Here is a 17,716-nt window from a genome sequence, read left to right as displayed (position 1 = left end):
CATGCACGCTTGCCCTCGCAGATGCCGGAAGTCGCGATGGCGATGCCCTGGGCCGGGCTTGATATCACCGCCAGTGCATCGCGCGTGAGCATGATCTAGACCATGACACGCCCACGCACCTTGGTTCGCGACAGTGTCCTCGGCCTCGCGGGCCTCATCTCGTTCATTCTTCTGTCGGTCCCGGCCTGCGCTCAGCACGCTCAACCGCTCGACACGCGATTCCTGCTCGGTGTCGGCACCCATCAGGGGCTGGGCGGGCCGGTGAGCGCGCGGGGATACGTGCCTGCGGAGAACATCGCCCAGATCAAGCAACTCGGCCTCAACGCCTTCCGCGACGATTTTCCCTGGTCCGATTTCGAGGTGGGGGGGCGCCGGATGGGCTTCACACCCAGGCTCGGCAGGCTCGAGGCGCAAGTCAAATCCGGCGTCGCACGTCCCCTCCTGATCCTCGCCTTCGGCCATCATCTCGTTCCGAACTCCTCGCCGCCGACGACAGATGAGGCGCGGCAGCGGTTCGCCGATTATGCTGCGGCGGCGGCGCAATCCGTCGTGGCGCAGCATCCCCTCTTCGAGCTCTGGAACGAGTGGAACCTGGCGGCGAAAAAGGATGCGGCCTTCTCACCGGAGAACTATCTGGCGCTTGCCGAGGCCACGCGACCGGCGGTCAAGCGGGTTGCGCCGAATGCGCCGTTCCTGGTCGGAGCGCTTGGCGACGATCCGGGCTGGACATGGACGGAGAAGATGCTGCGGACCGGCATTCTGCAATATGCCGACGGCGCTTCGATCCATCTCTACAATTTCTGCATGGGCCCGAGCAAACGCACCTCGGCCGAGATCATCGAGCGGCTCACGGCGTTTCACCGGCTCGTCGGCCAGGCGAGCGGCAATCCCGACTTCCCGATCTATGTCACCGAGACCGGCTGGACCACGGCCACCAACAAATGCGGCGTCAGCGAACAGGCCCAGGCCGACAATACGGCGCAGCTCATCCTGTGGGCGTCGACCGCGACGCGCTGGCTCAAGGGAATCTGGATCTACGAGCTCAAGGACAGCGGCAAGAATCCATCGGAGCTGGAGCACAATTTCGGCCTCTATCGCTTCGACAATTCGCCAAAGCCGGTCGCCTGTGCGGCCCAGGGCGCCTGGGCTTTCATTCGCTCCAGCCTGACTGCCGAGCGACGAGAGCTCGCCAGCGGCGTCGTGTCGATCAATGCATCAACGGCGTCCGGCGGCAGAGTTGCGGTCTGGTCCGAGGCTCCGGATCGACGTTACGAAATGCGGCTCAAGGGCGATGGGCAAGGCGCAACCTATGCACTGCCGTGCGATGCGGCCGCAAGACCCGCATCCGGGGCCTGGATTCCGGTTTCGAGCACGCCGGTTCTTATTGCAGCCAACAGCGGTGCCATTCCCGCCCTGGAGATACGTCCGGCGCGATAGGCGCGATTTTGCAGACATGAGGTTATGCGATGAAAGTTCTTTTGACGTCCACGCTTTATCCGACGCCTCTGGCACCAAAGATCGTTGGCGGTGCAGAGATCTTCGCGCGACGTTTCGCCGAAGGCCTGGTGCAGCGCGGTGATGAGGTGGAGGTGATCCGGGCCGAATCGTCCCCTGCGCAGGAGCGTGAAAGCTGCAACGGCATCAACGTCTATTCCGCGCCGGTGCGGAACGTCTATCTGCCCTTCACGGAGCAGAAGAACGCCGCCTTACGCAGCATCTGGCACGCGGTCGACGACTGGCAGATGCAGGCGCCCCTGATCGCGGAGCGAATCCAGGCCTTCAAGCCGGATGTCCTGCACTCCAACAATTTGTCGGGTCTCACCACCGCGATCTGGCGCGTTGCCGCCCAGCTCGGCGTGCCGGTGCTGCATACGCTTCACGACTATTACCTGACCTGTCCGCGCTGCTCGCGCTTCGACAAGGGACGGTCCTGCGAGCACACCTGCACGAGCTGCGGAATCCTGACCTTTCATCGCAAGCGGGCCACGCACTGGCTGAGCGCCGTGGTCGGCGTGAGCGAGCGTGTGCTGTCGATTCATACCGACATGGGCATGTTCGCGGAGACGCCGATCCGTACCGTGATCCGCAACGCGTCGACCGAGCCGCCGCGCGCGCCCTATCCTCGCCCGATCTGCACCACGGAAGTGACGTTCGGGTTCATCGGCCGCCTCACGGAGGAGAAGGGCATCGACAACCTCATGCGGGCCCTTGCCCTGCTGCCCCGCGATCGCATCCGGATGATGATCGCCGGCCGTGTCAGCGAGGAGGAGCAACGCCGCCTCAGGGCGCTCGCGCCGCATGCGCGAATCGAGTTCATGGGCTTCGTGGTGCCGGACGATTTCTACAAGCAAGTCGACGTGGTGATCGCGCCGTCGATCTGGCACGACCCCGGTCCACTGGTCGTCGCAGACGCCAAGGCGGCCGGCAGGCCGCTGCTCGGAACGCGCTTCGGCGGCATGCCCGAAGTCATCGAGCATGGCGTGACGGGCTGGCTGACCGACGCTGATCCACAATCCCTGGCCAATAGCATGCTCGCAGTCGCGTCAGATCCGCACAAGATCGACGAGATCAGCCGACGCCTGATCGCCGATACCAACAAGTGGATATTTGCCGACGTGCTGTCTTCATACAAGAACCTGTATGAGCAATTGCGCGAGCAGCGGATGTCGCGCATGCGCGCAGCAACGACTGAAGCGCCACAGGGGCCGACCCTCGGCAAGGAGCGCCTCATTCCGAGATGACACGCCTCCTCGCGATGGCGGGCTACGTCTATCAGAGTGCCGCGGCGATTATCCTGATCTTCGCGATCAGCCATCTGCTGCCCGCCGCCGCCTACACCAGTTTCTCCTTCACGCTGGCCTCGAGCCAATTACTCTGCGTCCTGATGTTCGAGTGGCTGCAGCTTGCCGGACTGCGCTTTCTGGCGGCGGCGAGGGAGAACAAGGCGGCGCGGCTGAGGTGGTCGCTGTTTGCGGCAGGCCTGTCGAGTGCGGGCGCGCTCGTCGTGATCGGGAGCTGCGCATCCCTGGCCAGCGCGCTCCCGACAGGGATCATCGCGCTGGGCCTCGGCATATCCGTGCTCCAGGGGCTGACGGATCTCTATTTCCTGTCGGTCCGACTGTCCGATCGGCTGGGCATCGCGTCCTCTCTTCTTGCGTTTCGGGCCACCGCTCTTCTGACCGGGGCCGCCGCGGGAGCCGCGATTTCAGGAACGGCCGAAGCGGCGCTGCTCGGCGTTAGCGCGGGCCACGCGCTGGGCCTCGTCGCCGGGCTGGTGGCCTATCGCACCCCCCTCGAGCGCGTTTCGCTGCGGACGATGCTCGCCGACTGGAAGGATTTCTCCCGCTACGGCATGCTCGCCGCAGGCGCGTCCGTTATCCATTTGTCGGTGCCGGTGCTGCTCCGTGTCATCGTCATCGGCCGGCTGGGTGCGACGGGGGCTGGCGCCGGATTCTCGATCGCGCTCGACCTGCTGCAGCGCCCCTTCTGGGTCCTCAATGCGGCGATCCACACCGTGAGCTATCCCGAGGTGGTCAACGATTTCGAGCACGGGCCCGGCACAAAATCAGTGCAATCGGCGCGGCGCATGTTCGAGTTCATGATCTGCACGACCCTCGTGCTGCTCGGCGGGCTGGTCGGCTTCATTCCAGATGCAGCCCGGATCCTGGTGCCGCAGGAGAGCCTGGGTGGATTCCTTCAGACGGCGCCTGCGATCGCCGCCTTCTATTTCCTGCATACCCATTTGCAGGCGACGATCGCGGTTGTCCCCCATCTCGAGAAGCTGGCGACCAGGCTGGTCCTGGTCGCGGCCGGCCAGCTCGCCATCGTCGTGGCCCTCTCCCTGATCGCGGTGTCGGCCGGCCTGTCGCCGCGGGGGGCGGTGAACTGTGCTTCGCTCGCCACCCTTGCAACGATCCTGGTCGCGCTCGGTCCGACGCTGCGGTTCGAGGCATTCCCGCGCTGGCCGTTGGTCATGCAGGCGTTGGTGGCCGCAATCCTGATCGGCTCGCTCGGTTCGATGCCGACCGAGCCCGCAGCATGGCTCGCCGGCAAGATCGCGATCGCTGCGCTCGCAACGGCGGTCATCGCGTGGCGCGGCGACTTTCTCATGCTCGCCCGCCGCAGCTGATTCGCCGCATCCAACAGTCTGCGATCCTGGTTCCGATACGGAACCAGTTTCCACAACCGTCGCGGGCATATCCTATACTTTAACCGCTCATAGAAACGGCATCTGCAAACATCCTGTGCAGGAACTCCGGACTGCGCGATGAGACCCCGTTGGATTGCGGACACAGCAGAGCTCTTGGCCGACGACGACTGCAAGCGTGCCGCATGTTCCTTTGCAAAACTGTCGTATGGAATCCAATTCGCACAGCTTGCGCATACATTCAGCAGTGCAAAACGCGAAAATCTTGAAAGTGCCTTCCTCACGCCATCCTGCACCGGCATCGCATCAATATTCTGCTGCGACATGAGCAAATCAGTTCCTGCACGAGGAACCCAGTTCGCTCGCGATTTGTAGCTTCCATTTTTATCTGAAATTCACACTCGACAGAGAAGGTTGAACGCAAATCCCTGCGAGCAATTTCGTTCGCGCTGAAACTCGAGTGTGCAATGTCAGATCAAACCATCCTGTCCGCCAACGGCTTCGTCAACTCCATCGGCGTCAACACGCACGCCGGCTTCGGGTGGACCGGCTACAACAATCTCGCGCTGATGGCCGATGACCTGGAGTATCTCGGCGTCACCCATCTCCGCGACGCGATGGGAACCAGCCCGGCTGCACAACCGGTGGTCGACGGCCTCGCCGCTGCCGGCTACAAGTTCGACTTCCTGGTATCGTCCGCCCTGCCCCAGACGGGCACGACCGGACTTCAGAAGTACATCGCCTCGCTCGAGAAGTTCGCGGCGAGCCACCCGGGCAGCATCAGCGCCATCGAAGGTCTCAACGAGGCCAACCACCAGCCCTTCAGCTACAATGGCAGCTCGAGCCTCAGTGCCGCGGGCCAGTTCCAGAGCGCGCTCTACCAGGCCGTCAATGCCAACGCCGCGCTCGGCAGCATCCCCGTCTACAATCTGTCACTGGCCTACAACGATCCGCAAGGCTACAGCCAGCTCGGCAACATGTCGGGCTCGGTCGACTACGCCAACGCGCACGCCTATGTCAGCACCAGCCTGACACCCAGCAGCTCCATTGCGGCAACGCTGAGCGCCGTCATGACCGCGGCACCGGGAAAGCCCGTGGTCATCACGGAAACCGGCTACACCACGCAGGCAAACACCCAATATCTCGGCGTCAACGAGACGGTGCAGGCCAAATCGGTCCTGAACACGCTGGCCGATGCCTACAAGGCCGGCGTCAGCGCGACCTATCTCTACGAGATGTTCGACCGCGACTCCTCCGCCGCCAATACCAACCCGGAGGCGAACTTCGGACTGTTCAATTCCGACGGCACGCCGAAGCTCGCCGCGACGGCGATTCATAATCTGACGACCATTCTGGCCGACGACGGCAAGGGCGGCCTGCAACCGACTGATCCATTGAACTATCCCCTGAGCAACATGCCCGCCTCGGGCAACAGCATGGTGCTCGGCAAGAGCAACGGCGCCTACGAGCTCGTCGTCTGGGCCGAGCCGAAGCTCTGGAACGATGCGACCGATACCGAGGTGTCCAATGCGGCCCAGACGGTCACGGTGAACCTCGGCGCGGTCCATCATACCGTGAAGGTGTACGACACGCTGACGGGAACCACGGCGATCGCCAGCTACACCGACGTCAGCACGATCACCGTTCCGGTCAGCGATCATCCGCTGATCATCGAGATCGACGCGCCCGCGACCACCCCGCCTCCCACGGACACCCGGACCAGCGTCAGCGGTACCGCGGCCGAGATCGTGCCGCAACTGTCCGACCTCAGCAAGTCGACGGCGCTGCAGAGCATCACGCTGACGGACTCGCACGTCCTGCCGGTCGCTTCGAAGGCGACGATGGACTACATCATCGCCCATTACGGCAGCGCACTGTCCAAGATCCAGGGCGGATACTCGTTCTCGGTGACGAATACGGCCGCGACCTGGAGCAACACGAAGACCTATGACACCAGCGGAAACCTGCTGTCGAAGTCCGACACCGGCCTCAATTCGAGCGGGCAGCCGACCTCGACCACCGTGGCCTACACCGACGGTTCAAAGGACCTGATCAGCTACACCGCCGGCGTGCAGACGAAGTTCGTTCACGTCGCCACCGACGCAACCAGGACCACCGACACCTACAACACGGCCGGCACCCTTCTGAGCGAAGTCGTGCAGAAGTCCGACGGTTATTACTCCACCACGCTCTATACGAACGGCGTGAAGACCGCCGCCTATATCAAGAACGCCGACGGCTCGCAGGACAACTACACCTACAACATCACGGGGAAGAGCTTCACCACGCAGGTGCAGCACCTCGACCCCACGGGAAAGATCACCTCCGTGACCCGCAGCCATGCCGACGGCTCGCTGGACTCGACGCAAGTCTACAACAGCGACGGCAGCAGCGTGATCACCACCTATAGCGCCACCGGCGTCAAGCTGGGCGAGACCACGTATCATGCCGATCACAGCAAGGACGTCTGGACCTACAACATCACCGGCCAGAACTACACGACCGAGCACGACGTCTACAATTCGAGCGGCTTCCTCACCAACCTGACGCGCCTGCACAGCGACGGCAGTCTCGCCTTCAAGCTGGCCCAGACGACCGACGGCACCAAGACGACCGATTGGTACAATGCCGCCGGCAGCCTCCCCAGCGAAGTGGTGCAGAAGGCCGATGGCACCACCTCGACGACCCTCTATAGCAACGGCGCCAAGACCAATACCTATGTCAAGAATGCCGACGGCAGCCAGGACAATTATGCCTATGGCATCACCGGCCAGAGCTACACCACGCTGATCCAGCACGTCGATCCGTCAGGCAAGGTCACGGCCGTGACCCGCGAGCATGCCGACGGCACCCTCGACTACACCCAGGTCATCAACGCCGACGGCAGCAGCGTCGTCACGAACTATGATGCCGCGGGGACGCGGACCAAGGAGACCGACGTCCACGCCGACGGCAGCAAGGACGTGTATCTCTTCAACATCACCGGCCAGACCTACACGACCGAGCACGACATCTACGATGCGACCGGCTTCCTCACCACGCTGATCCGCAAGCACGCCGACGGCAGCATGGCGTTCAAGCTGGTGCAGAGCAGCGATGGGACCAAGACGACGGACTGGTACGACGCGAGCGGCGTGCTCACCAGCGAGGTGGTCCAGAAGGCGAGCGGTTACAGCTCGACCACGGTGTACACCAACGGCGTGAAGACCGCGGCTTACATCACCAACGCGGACATGAGTCACGACAACTATAGCTACAACATCACCGGCCAGAGCTATACCACGCAGTACCAGCACCTCGATCCATCCGGCCAGACGACCGAGGTGATCCGCTGGCATGCCGACAACTCGCTCGACTACACCCAGGTCGTCAACGGCGACGGCAGCAGCGTCGTCACCAACTACGATGCATCCGGCGTCAAGAAAACGGAGACCGACTACCACGCCGACGGATCGAAGGACGTGTTCCAGTTGAACGTCGTGGGCCAGAACTACACCAACGAGCACGACACCTACGATACGACCGGCTTCCTCACCAACATCGTGCGCACCCACGCCGACAACAGCCTGGCATTCACGCTGGAGCAGAGCGCCGACGGCACCAAGACCTCCGACTGGTACGATGCCAACGGCGTTATCACCAGCGAGGTCACGAGCAAGAGCGATGGTTACAACTCCACGACCATCTACACCGGCGGCGTGAAGACCGCCGCCTACATCAAGAACGCCGATGGCACGTCGGACAACTGGAACTACAACGTCACCGGGCAGTCCTACACCACCCAGCATCAGCACCTTGATGCCTCGGGCAAGCTGGTCGAGCTCACCCGGACCCACGCCGACGGCACTCTGGACTATACCCAGGTCATCCACGACGACGGCAGCAAGCTGACGGACCTCTACGACAGCGTCGGTACCAAGACCCAGGAGATCGCCAACAACGCCGACGGCACCAAGGACGTCTTCCTGTTCAACTTCAATGGACAGACCGGCACGACCCAGCACGAGAACTACAACAGCGCCAACGCGCTGCAGTTCTTCGATCAGACCAAGACCGACGGCACCCACAACGTCACGGCCGTCGCGAGCGGCGTGACGATCCACGGTGGAGCAGCCAACGACGTCTTCTCGGCTGCGCCGGATTCGACCACCGTGGCTTACGATCACGGCCAGGACCAGATCCTCAACTTCCAGGCCGGCGACAGCACGACGCACGACGTGGTCCAGATCTCGAAGCTCCTGGCCGCGGACTACAGCCACCTGCAGATGACGCAGTCCGGCACGAACGCGCTGATCACGTTCTCGGCCAACGACTCGATCCTCCTGAAGAACGTCTATGTCAGCAGCCTGACCAGTCACGATTTCCTGTTCGTCTGAGCCGACTGGACAGAACCGCATCTCACGCGGGCCGGGACCAGCCAAGGTCCCGGCCCGTTCATTAGGCGCTTGCCTCATCGGGAGGCACAATTCGATCGACGAAGACACTCTCGTCGCGAGCAGATGGTGTCCGGGAACGCGACCTGGCCGGTCCTGCGGTCGTGCCGCATTCGGCCGATGATCGCAGCGAACTTGCGTCACAATTGGTCCCTAGAAGGGGCTAACGCCGCAAGGAATTCGACGCCCGATGGAAGCCAGTGAAGCAAGACGTTTCGTCGTCCTCGATTTTTATCGCTTCGTTGCCGCCCTAGGTGTCTTCATCTTCCATCTCAAGCTGATCGACCCAGGCATTTCGCCGGCCTGGAACGGGTCCTTTGGTCTGTTCGTGGACATGTTCTTCATCCTGTCCGGCTTCGTGATCTCCTATTCCTATCCTTCCGACGCGCGTGGTGTACGGGCGTATTCCCGGTTCATGATCCGGCGCATCGCGCGGATCTATCCGCTGCACTTGCTGAGCCTGCTCATCTTCGTGGTGCTCATCGGCGTCGGCCTGGAGCGCACGGCGCGGTCGACCTCGCTGGATTTCCTGTATAATCTCCTGCTGCTCCAGGCCTGGGGCGTCACCGATCATCTCAGCTTCAACTCGCCGTCATGGTCGATCAGCGCGGAATTCTTCTGCTATCTGATCTTTCCGCTCTTGATGCTGCTTGCACGCAAGGTCCAGCCCATCGTGCTCGGCGCAATCGTGGCGGCGCTCTATCTGGTCCTTGCCCATGGCCATTTGCCGATCTGGCAGGAACGGTCGCAGATGTACGGCGCCAATTACGACTACGGCATGCTCCGCGCGTTGCCGAGCTTCCTGAACGGCATCCTGCTCGCCATCCTGTTCCGGATGTCGGGTCCCTACCGGCACAAGCCGGTCATCTTCGCCGGCATCGGCGTGTTCGGCCTCTCCGTGCTCGTCCTCAACGTCTTCGCCAAGCCGGATTTGGCCATTCTGCTGTTCTCCTGCGCCATCCTGCTCACCGCGGTCGGCGAAAGCGCCTTCAAGGAGTTTCCGGGCGCGCGGCTGCTTGGACGGCTCGGCAACACCTCATACGCAATCTACATGCTGCACGATGCGGTCCTCATTGCCGTGTTCAAGCCGTTGTGGACCTGGCTCGGGCTGCGCCCGGATCAGTTTGGCCTGTTCGCCCTGGCATGTTGTGCGGTCCTCACCATCATCGCAGATCGCACCTACGCCTATTTCGAGAATCCCGCCCGGCGCTTCATCAATCGCTGGGCTGACATTGGCGTTGCGTCCTCACGCAAGGCGCAGCCGGTCGCAGCCGAACCCGCCATACTACGCTTCGACAACACCGAGCGGGCAGTCAACTGACGCCCTCTGGAAGAAGAGGTCGGAGAGCTCAGGCGACCTTGCCGCCGACCTCCGGCACGATCCGCGGCGCGCCATCTTCCAGCAACGGAGCGACATTGGCACGGGACAAGTCCATGACATCAGGCAGCATCTGACGGACCTGCTCGCCGGCGGCTCGGTACCCGCCGAGGAAGTGCAGCAGAAACGCCTCGAAGCTGTCCCCGACGAGGAACTGAGCCGGCGAGAGCAGCAGCTGCTCGCTGATGCCGAAATGCGCGAACAGGCCCTGGAACTTGTCCTGGTAGGTGATCGCCGCCACGGGTGTGCCCTGCCCCAGCGCCGCAATCGCCAGATGCATGCGGCCGGTGATCACGCCGTCGACCAGGCCGACCACGGCCTTGATCTCGCCCGCCGACAGAACCTGCTCGACATGGTGCACGTGCTCTCCCAGCGCGGGCTGAAGTCGGGCGGCCAGCGGCCGCAGGCAATTGTCGTCGGCGATGCCGGGACGATAGTCATGCGCCAGCAGCAGCCAACTCGCATCATGCTGCCGCGACAGGCGCACCATGGCATCCGCCGCGAGCTCTATCATCCGCTCCAGCTTGGCCGGCTCCGGCTTCTTGAACAGCATGGGGTGGATGTTGAAGACGAAGACCTTGCGGCCCTGCTCGCGTTGCTGCGCGATCTTGGCCGCGATCTGCTTCACTGCCACAGTGTCGGCGCGCGGCGTCAGCATGAACGCCGCATCGGCGACCAGACGGGCGCGTTTGCGGGCGAAATCGTCGAAACGCTGGAGGGATATCGCATCGCGCAGATTCAGGACCACGCCCGGATCGAGCAGCCGGAACACCTCACGCAGCGCCTTCGCAGGACGGGAGTTGAAACTGAAGCCGAGCACGCTGACCTTGGCGCCGAACGCCGCCATCAGATCGGCAACGAGCAGCATGCGCGCGGCATCCACCGGAGAATAGTAGCCATCCAGCACGTCGGCCCCCAGGATCACGCCGAAATCCGGACGGGTGATCGAGAGCTCCTGGGCGACCGTCTCGTAGGAAAACGGCTGTTTCCAGATCTCGAGCGGCTTGAAACCCATGGCGCGCACGTCCGCGCTCGCCGCACTGGTGGCGGTGACGATGTAGATCTCGAGATCGGGATAGACCCGCTTCATCTCGCCGGCGGCGGCTTCGATCATCGCCTCATCGCCGCGTGACTGATGAATGCTCCAGGGGTCCGACGGCAACAGAACGAGCCGGCGCGGATCGTTGCGCGGTGCCGCATTGACGCCCACGTCCTTCCGGGCGATCTGCCACCTGCGCAGCTCGAGGAGATCGACCGCGAATGGCGTGTTCTTCGCGCTGTTGAGCCAGCCTCGGAGCTGCCTGCGCACGGGCACCGGGATCAATTGCTTCACGTCGTCCTCCTCGTCTTCCTCAGGCGGTCGCACCGCGCTTCACGACGAAATCGATCAGCGAGAACAGCTGCTTCCGCCAGAACAGCAAGATGCTCGTCAGATAGATCGCGCCGAAACACGACGACAGCAGCCCCATCCGCAAATACGGGTTGATGTCCGGCGTCGCCGCGCGGCACAGCACGACCGCGCCGTAGGCCAGCACAATCGCGCAAAGGCAGCCTGCGATCGGACGCAGAAACTGGCCCCAGCTCAGGCCCAGCAGCCGCAGCGCCAGCGCAAACGTCACGGGCGTCACCACAAGCTGTGCGAACGCGAAGATCGTCGCCAGCTGACCAATGTCGCGCGACGGAAGCAGGAACATTGCGGGCACGACTGCGCAGAATTTGAGGATGTTCAGCCCAAAGACGTAGTTCGGCTTGCCCAAGGCGCCGAAATAGGCGCTGTTGACGAATTGCACCGTTTGGATCGCGCCAATGAGCATCAGCGGCCGCATCACCGCCTCGCTGCCGCTCCACTTCGCACCGAACAGCAGCAGGGAAAACTCCGGCGCAATCGCCGCAAGCAGCACGAAGATGGGAGAGCCGACCAGTGCGCCGAGACTGACGCTACGCAAGTAAGCGCCGGCGATACGGTCGCGCTCGTGGGCGATCTTGGACAACGCGCTCAGCGCGACGTCCATGACCGCCTGGGTGAGCAGCTGCATCAGGATGATGTAGACCCGGGCACCGACCGTGTAGATGCCGAGGGCCGCGACGCCGTAGAGCGACAGGATGATCATGTCGATGGTGCGAACGATGGCGAAATCCAGCAGCCGGTTCAGCACGACATGGACGCTATAGCCGGAGAGCTCGCGAAAGCTTCGGGAATCGTAGCCGCGCATCGGCAGCCATCGCGGCTGGCTCCAGAGCCACAAGCCGCTGATCGCACTCTGAACGACCACCTGGATCACGAGGCTGAGAGCGCCGAACCCGGCATAGGCGCAGGCAATTCCCACGATGCCGGAGATGGCGGTCGCCACCATGGTCCTGACCGCCAGCATGCGAAAATCCATCTGGCGCTTGTAGAGCGCCTCCTGGAACAGGGTCGCGGTGCCGATCGGGAGGGAGAGGCTGGCGGCCGTCAACAGCGGTGCAAGCCCTTTCACGTCGAGCCAATGTTCGATATCCGTCGCCAGGACGGCAATCAGAACCGCCAGGGTCGTCGAAGCTGCAAACGAGCAGAAGAAGGGTAGCGTGACATCGGCAGGCTCCAGCGTGCGCCGCTGGATCAACGCATCACCGAAGCCGAATTCCGCGATCGAGCTCAAGAGCAACAGAATGAAGGCGACCAGCGCCGCGAGACCGAAATCCGCGAGATCGAGCAGCCGGGCCAGCACCAGGAACAGGACGAACGACAGCGCCCGGCCGCCCCAATTCTGGGCAAGCGACCAGAACAAGGCAACCACGACCTGATGTTGTTTGCCCTGCGTGGCGTTCATCAATAATTCGACCCAATTTCGACAGATCCAACCACAATCGCAGACTAGACGATGTGGCATGCGATGCTGCCGCGACGTCACCATCTCCGATCACGGCGGAGCACTGAATGCTCGCTACATTACGACGGAGTGATGGCAATCAGATGAGTGCCGTCACGATTCCGATTTAGAGTGGAAGTGAGTTCAAATCGTGGACTACACTCCAATCAACCTTTGCGAAGTGATGCAAAATGGATGCCTTGATGAATTCGCCCGCTCAGCGTTCTCTCCGTAACTCCAGGCGCTTGCGTGTGGCCATCTACGCACCGCATTTTGCGGAATATTCTTACCGGCTCGCATCGGGATTGGCGCATCATTGCGACGTACGCCTCGTGCTGAACGCTAAGGATGCGAACCAGCAATGGGAACTGGCCGATATCGCGGTGTCGGCACCGTTCGAGACACGGATCCGCGACCTCAGCCTGCGCCGCGGCGGCGCGATCGGCATCCCCGCATCCTTCATGGACATAATATCGTTTCGTCCGGACGTGGTTCATTGTCACGAAGTTCCGGAAATCTACACGTCCAAGCTGATCCAGCTGCTTCGTCCGCTCGGCATCCCGCTGGTCCTGACGGTTCACGATGCGATTCCGCATTCGGAAGGCGGCTCCGGCACCTCGCCACGTGAAGATGCCTGGCGGGGGCGCATGCGCGCAGCCGCCGCGGTCGTCACCACGCATGGCGAGAGCTGCATTGCCGATTTTCGCCGTGCCTCGCCCGACTTCAAGGGCGCAACGGTCTCCAGCATGCACGGCGTGCTCATGGTTCCACCAGCCAAGGGCGCGCTCGCCGAGCCGGAAGCCGCGCGGATCCTGTTTTTTGGACGGATGTGGGCTTACAAGGGCCTCGACGTCTTCATCGATGCGATCGACATCTTGGCCCGGCGCGGCGTGGCACATGAAGCGATCGTTGCCGGCCGCGGCCCCGAGATGACACGGCTCGGTGCGCGGATGGAGGCGATGCCGACGGTCAAGACCATCAACGCCTACATTTCGCCTGCCGATACCGGACGACTGTTTCAATCCGCAACGGTGGTTGCCCTGCCCTATAAGGATGCCACGCAGAGCGGCGTGCTTGCATCCGCTTACGGCAATTCTCGCCCCGTCGTCGCGAGTGCCACCGGCGGCATTCCCGACGTTGTGACAGACGGCGTCAACGGGCTGCTGGTTCCTCCCGGCGATGCCACTGCCCTGGCCGATGCGCTCGAACGCGTGCTGACCTCGAAGCCTCTGGCCGCGACATTGACCGAGGGCGCACGGCAGACCGCGGCCGGCCTCTTGAACTGGGACCGCATCGCCGAGCAGCTACTCGGATCCTATCACAGGCTCGCCGGCCGCACCGTGAGCTGACCGCGACCGGCGACCTCTCAAACCGATTGCTCGATCTGCGGTCGAAAGAACATGCCGCGGATCGCGCCGTCCAGCAATCGCCTCAGCCTGACCTCGATCAATTCATAGCTGATCGCGCTTGCGACCAATGACATCACCAGCCCGAGCCCGATGAAGGCTGCCCACAGCAGCCAGCGGTCGACGCCGACGGCGACCAGCTTCAGGCCGATCACCTGCAGGGGGAACAGCACGAAGGGATGCACGAGATAAAGGCTGTAGCTGATCTTGCCGACATATTGCAGCGCCGGCGTGCTCAGCGCCCGCCCGAGGCCTGATTCCGGGGCAAGCACCATGCCGAACAGCAGAAATCCGGGAACGAGCCCCACGAACGGATGAAACAGCACCAAGCTCGCATAAAGAGCGGCCCCGCAGGCCAGGCCCGCAAGCAGCCCGACAGGTCCGGGAATGGAGATGCGAAATCCGATCGCGCTGAATAGCATACCGATGCAGAAGAATGCCGTGATCGGCCAATGCATCAGGCAGGCGATGCCCAGCAGGATCAGAGGCGCCGCCAACAGCCTGCCCCCGGTGCGCCACATCGAGAACGTCAGCGCAAACCAGATGTAGAACGCCCACTCATAAGTCAATGTCCAGGCGTTCTGCTGGGCGATGGGCAGGCCGAGCGCATCCTGCACGAAGAACAGATTGGCCGCAAAGATGGCGATATAGCTGGTCAGATCGATGCCGCGGAAGAACTTGTAGGCCACGATCGGACCGATCGCGAACAGCGCAAGGTGCAGGACGACGAACACCGGCATGATGCGCAGAACGCGGTCGAAGAAGAACCGCGACAGCGAACCGTGCCGCACCAGACTCGCGGGGATCAGGAATCCGCTGATCATGAAGAACAGCTCGACGCCGTGCCCGCCGACATTGATCACCGATTGCAGCCAGGACCAGAGCGGCGGCAGGAAGCCGGGATCCGGAATGTCGTACATGCCTCCCTTCGGCATGTCGTAGAAATGGTCCATCAGCACGCTCAGTGCCGCGATGCCGCGAAGGCCCTGGACCGACGGAACGAACGATCCATCATAGGCGGCGCCCGGCTGGTGCGGTGTCTTGATCACTCTGCGGCACCCTGCGTGCTGAGGGCGGGCTCGAGAACGACCGGCTTTCTTCGCGCCGAGCGGAACCTTTGCCCGAAGGAAATGCAGGGCTTCTCGACGAAGGCGTAGGTCATCCAGCTGACCAGGATCGACAACGCCAGGATCACGACCATGAAGATCGACCATCCCAGCGGCCCGTCGCCGACCCAAAAGAGGCGATGGATGGCGACGATCACGAACGGCGACATCAGGTAGACCGAATAGCTGATCACGCCGACGAACGCCATCGGGCGCCACGCCATTCGCTCGCCGAACACGGCAAAGGCGATGAAGACCAGCGCTGCGCAGACATAAGCCGATCCGATCGAATAGCTGTAGAAGAAATTCTCGTGATACACGCCTCCGAAACGCCGGTCGGACAGGGTGGCGGCGAAGATCGCATACAGCAGCGTGCAGAGGGCCACATGGGTCCATCGCAGCTTGCCGCCAATCACGGTGTCGCGGATGATCTTGCCCAGGAACATGGCCGACAGGTTCAACCCGACCTCCATCACCGAGGAGACGGTCCTGTTCTCGACCAGGAGCGCAGCGGTGGTTCCGACCAGCGCGGCCGCAACGACGATCGTCACTGCCGTGAAACGCTGGTTCAGCAGCCCCATCGCAAAGAGAATCGTGCATCCGACGTAGAACAGGAGCTCGATCGCCAGCGTCCAGTAGAACACCCAGAGGTTCGGAACGTTCACGAAGGTCTGCAACATCGTCACGTTCGCGGCGACCTGCCCCAGCGGATAGATCTTCGACTCCAGCAGTTGCATCGTCACGAGCCCGACCAGGAGCGACGTCCAGTAGGCCGGATAGAGCCGGAAGAAGCGGCTGATCGTAAAATCCCGCACCGGCGTGGTGCTGTCCGGGAAGCTGAACGGAATGACGAAGCCGCTGACGAAGAAGAACAGCACGACGCCGAACCGGCCAAAGTTCATGTAGTAACCGAACACGTCATGAATGGGCCAGTAATAGACGCCCGTCGGGTGCTTTTCGACGATCACCTCGAACACATGCTGGACCAGGACCGACAACACGGCAATGCCGCGCAGCGTATCGATGAATGCGAGCCGTCTATGCATCGTTCGTTCTCACCTGCTCCCGCTCGCCGCCGGTAGATCCGGGCGGAAGCCTTCCAATGGCGGCATCGGTGGCCGCATGACGATTGGCACGGCGTCGGCCCCCCGTGCGGAGGTCGCGCGCCGAGAGAACACCTCGCTGAAGCTCAATGCGATGATCAGCAGGCCGGATGCCGGGCCGTAGTTCAGCACCGTGATCGTGAACAGGTTGACGACGAAGAGCAGCGTTAGCTTGTACACGTCGGTCGCTCCGAAGGTCGCCCGGAACACCATGACCATGAACGCCACGAACGGCAGGCCGAACATCAGGTACGTCCCGATGTAGAAATTGTCGACGGGCACCCAGAAGTGCGCCAGCGGCGAGAACAGCTTCTGCGGATAGTTGAAGCAGCCTGCGCCGCAGCCGGTGATGAGACCAATCGGCATGAGCTGGTTCATATAGACGAACGGCAGCTGCCAACTGTTGTTGATGCGGTCTACAATGCTGAACAAGGTCGAGTGCGGCACCGCGGCGGTACCGGAAGCGACCACGATCATGAAGAACGGCACGAAAATCGCTACGAACGACCACTGCGCGATCGATCGAATCGCCGGGAAGCGCGATTTTTCCGGCAGCATCCGCACGAACACCAGCAACAGCAAATAGAGCACGAGGACGATCATGGTCGTCTTGCTCGTGGTCAGCTTGATGGCATAGACCGCGATGGAGCCGAATAGGAGACACCACGTCGTGCTCATGCGAATGGAGGTGATCGCGAACGATACGAGGATGAAGAAAGCGGCCATGGTATTGTCGGCCGCAAAGCCCATGAGGCGCTGGTCATCGCCGCCATAGGCCCACCACAACCGGCCGGCCTCGCGCACCGCGCCGAAGGACTCGTATTTGTAGCCCACCCAGGGCATCAGGTAGAATTTCGTCAGGAAAACGCCGATCACGGACAGGTAGAAGGTCACAGCGATGACCGACAAGAGCTTTCGGTATGAGCCCAGGCTCGAATCGCAGAAGCAGAATCCGACGAATACTGGCAGCATCATCTTGAACGATGACACCGCTGCGTTGACCGTCCCCAGCATGAAGTAGCCGAGCACGAGCGACAGAATGATCTGCACGAGCACCAGCAGGGCCAGCGTGCTGCGATTGCGCAGGATGCAATGGACGAAGAACTGGACGAGGCACAGAAGCGCAACGGCGTCGGGCACATACCAGAGCGTGTCCACGTGATAGATGCTGGTATAATAGCGGATCACGCCGCCGAAGGCGTCGCGGACCAGATAGACGCCGAGCGCGATCGCCTCGATGTTGAGACTGATCAGCGTGATTTGCGGCCGGTTCAGCGCGAGGATGGTCATATCC

11 protein-coding genes are annotated in these 17,716 nt (G+C 62.4%); 6 read left to right on the top strand and 5 right to left on the bottom strand.

Annotated features, from left to right (window positions below; genetic code table 11):
* Window positions 1–102: 102 nt before the first annotated feature.
* From CVM73_RS08985 to CVM73_RS08965, 5 genes are all read left to right on the top strand, one after another.
* Entirely contained in the window at window positions 103–1,437 is a 1,335-nt protein-coding gene (locus CVM73_RS08985; protein ID WP_100231630.1) for a glycoside hydrolase family protein, read from the top strand.
* A gap of 29 nt (window positions 1,438–1,466) precedes the next feature.
* Window positions 1,467–2,741, top strand: coding sequence for a glycosyltransferase family 4 protein (locus CVM73_RS08980; RefSeq protein ID WP_100231629.1), 1,275 nt, complete (start codon window positions 1,467–1,469; stop codon window positions 2,739–2,741).
* Window positions 2,738–4,129, top strand: a complete 1,392-nt coding sequence (locus CVM73_RS08975; protein WP_100231628.1) for a hypothetical protein — start codon at window positions 2,738–2,740, stop codon at window positions 4,127–4,129. The genes CVM73_RS08980 and CVM73_RS08975 overlap by 4 nt, the downstream gene beginning before the upstream one ends.
* Window positions 4,130–4,614: 485 nt before the next feature.
* Entirely contained in the window at window positions 4,615–8,523 is a 3,909-nt protein-coding gene (locus tag CVM73_RS08970) for an RHS repeat domain-containing protein (RefSeq protein WP_100231627.1), read from the top strand.
* Between the two features lie 247 nt (window positions 8,524–8,770).
* A complete protein-coding gene (locus tag CVM73_RS08965) occupies window positions 8,771–9,901 on the top strand; it encodes an acyltransferase family protein (RefSeq protein ID WP_100231626.1) in 1,131 nt (376 codons plus the stop codon).
* A 28-nt stretch (window positions 9,902–9,929) separates the two neighbouring features.
* Here CVM73_RS08965 and CVM73_RS08960 read toward each other — a convergent pair whose 3' ends face one another.
* The gene (locus CVM73_RS08960; protein WP_245452260.1) at window positions 9,930–11,291 is read right to left on the bottom strand and encodes a polysaccharide pyruvyl transferase family protein; all 1,362 of its coding nucleotides are present in this window, start codon (window positions 11,289–11,291) and stop codon (window positions 9,930–9,932) included.
* A 19-nt stretch (window positions 11,292–11,310) separates the two neighbouring features.
* Entirely contained in the window at window positions 11,311–12,768 is a 1,458-nt protein-coding gene (locus tag CVM73_RS08955) for a lipopolysaccharide biosynthesis protein (protein WP_100231624.1), read from the bottom strand.
* A 290-nt stretch (window positions 12,769–13,058) separates the two neighbouring features.
* Here CVM73_RS08955 and CVM73_RS08950 point away from each other — a divergent pair, with 290 nt between their 5' ends.
* Window positions 13,059–14,156, top strand: coding sequence for a glycosyltransferase family 4 protein (locus CVM73_RS08950; protein ID WP_245452259.1), 1,098 nt, complete (start codon window positions 13,059–13,061; stop codon window positions 14,154–14,156).
* Between the two features lie 17 nt (window positions 14,157–14,173).
* On the opposite strand, the gene CVM73_RS08945 is transcribed toward CVM73_RS08950, so the two are convergent.
* Genes CVM73_RS08945 through CVM73_RS08935 form a run of 3 tightly spaced genes read right to left on the bottom strand, consistent with a single transcriptional unit; the run spans window position 14,174 to window position 17,712 of the window.
* Window positions 14,174–15,262 (bottom strand): acyltransferase family protein, encoded by a 1,089-nt coding sequence (locus CVM73_RS08945; protein WP_100231622.1) that lies wholly within the window; start codon window positions 15,260–15,262, stop codon window positions 14,174–14,176.
* Window positions 15,259–16,365, bottom strand: coding sequence for an acyltransferase family protein (locus CVM73_RS08940; RefSeq protein WP_100231621.1), 1,107 nt, complete (start codon window positions 16,363–16,365; stop codon window positions 15,259–15,261). Before CVM73_RS08940 ends, CVM73_RS08945 begins: the two co-directional genes overlap by 4 nt.
* A gap of 9 nt (window positions 16,366–16,374) precedes the next feature.
* A complete protein-coding gene (locus CVM73_RS08935) occupies window positions 16,375–17,712 on the bottom strand; it encodes a hypothetical protein (protein WP_100231620.1) in 1,338 nt (445 codons plus the stop codon).
* Window positions 17,713–17,716 lie beyond the last annotated feature (4 nt).

The organism is Bradyrhizobium forestalis (assembly GCF_002795245.1).
Lineage (GTDB): Bacteria > Pseudomonadota > Alphaproteobacteria > Rhizobiales > Xanthobacteraceae > Bradyrhizobium > Bradyrhizobium forestalis.
Note: the sequence above shows the minus strand (reverse complement) of the source record. Positions and strands in the feature narration are given on the sequence as shown.

What these genes read in the sequence shown, in the direction of transcription:
- CVM73_RS08940 (WP_100231621.1), bottom strand. Translation starts at nt 16,365, where the DNA reads ATGCATAGACGGCTCGCATTCATCGATACGCTGCGCGGCATTGCCGTG.
- CVM73_RS08975 (WP_100231628.1), top strand. Translation starts at nt 2,738, where the DNA reads ATGACACGCCTCCTCGCGATGGCGGGCTACGTCTATCAGAGTGCCGCG.
- CVM73_RS08935 (WP_100231620.1), bottom strand. Translation starts at nt 17,712, where the DNA reads ATGACCATCCTCGCGCTGAACCGGCCGCAAATCACGCTGATCAGTCTC.
- CVM73_RS08970 (WP_100231627.1), top strand. Translation starts at nt 4,615, where the DNA reads ATGTCAGATCAAACCATCCTGTCCGCCAACGGCTTCGTCAACTCCATC.
- CVM73_RS08965 (WP_100231626.1), top strand. Translation starts at nt 8,771, where the DNA reads ATGGAAGCCAGTGAAGCAAGACGTTTCGTCGTCCTCGATTTTTATCGC.
- CVM73_RS08955 (WP_100231624.1), bottom strand. Translation starts at nt 12,768, where the DNA reads ATGAACGCCACGCAGGGCAAACAACATCAGGTCGTGGTTGCCTTGTTC.
- CVM73_RS08985 (WP_100231630.1), top strand. Translation starts at nt 103, where the DNA reads ATGACACGCCCACGCACCTTGGTTCGCGACAGTGTCCTCGGCCTCGCG.
- CVM73_RS08980 (WP_100231629.1), top strand. Translation starts at nt 1,467, where the DNA reads ATGAAAGTTCTTTTGACGTCCACGCTTTATCCGACGCCTCTGGCACCA.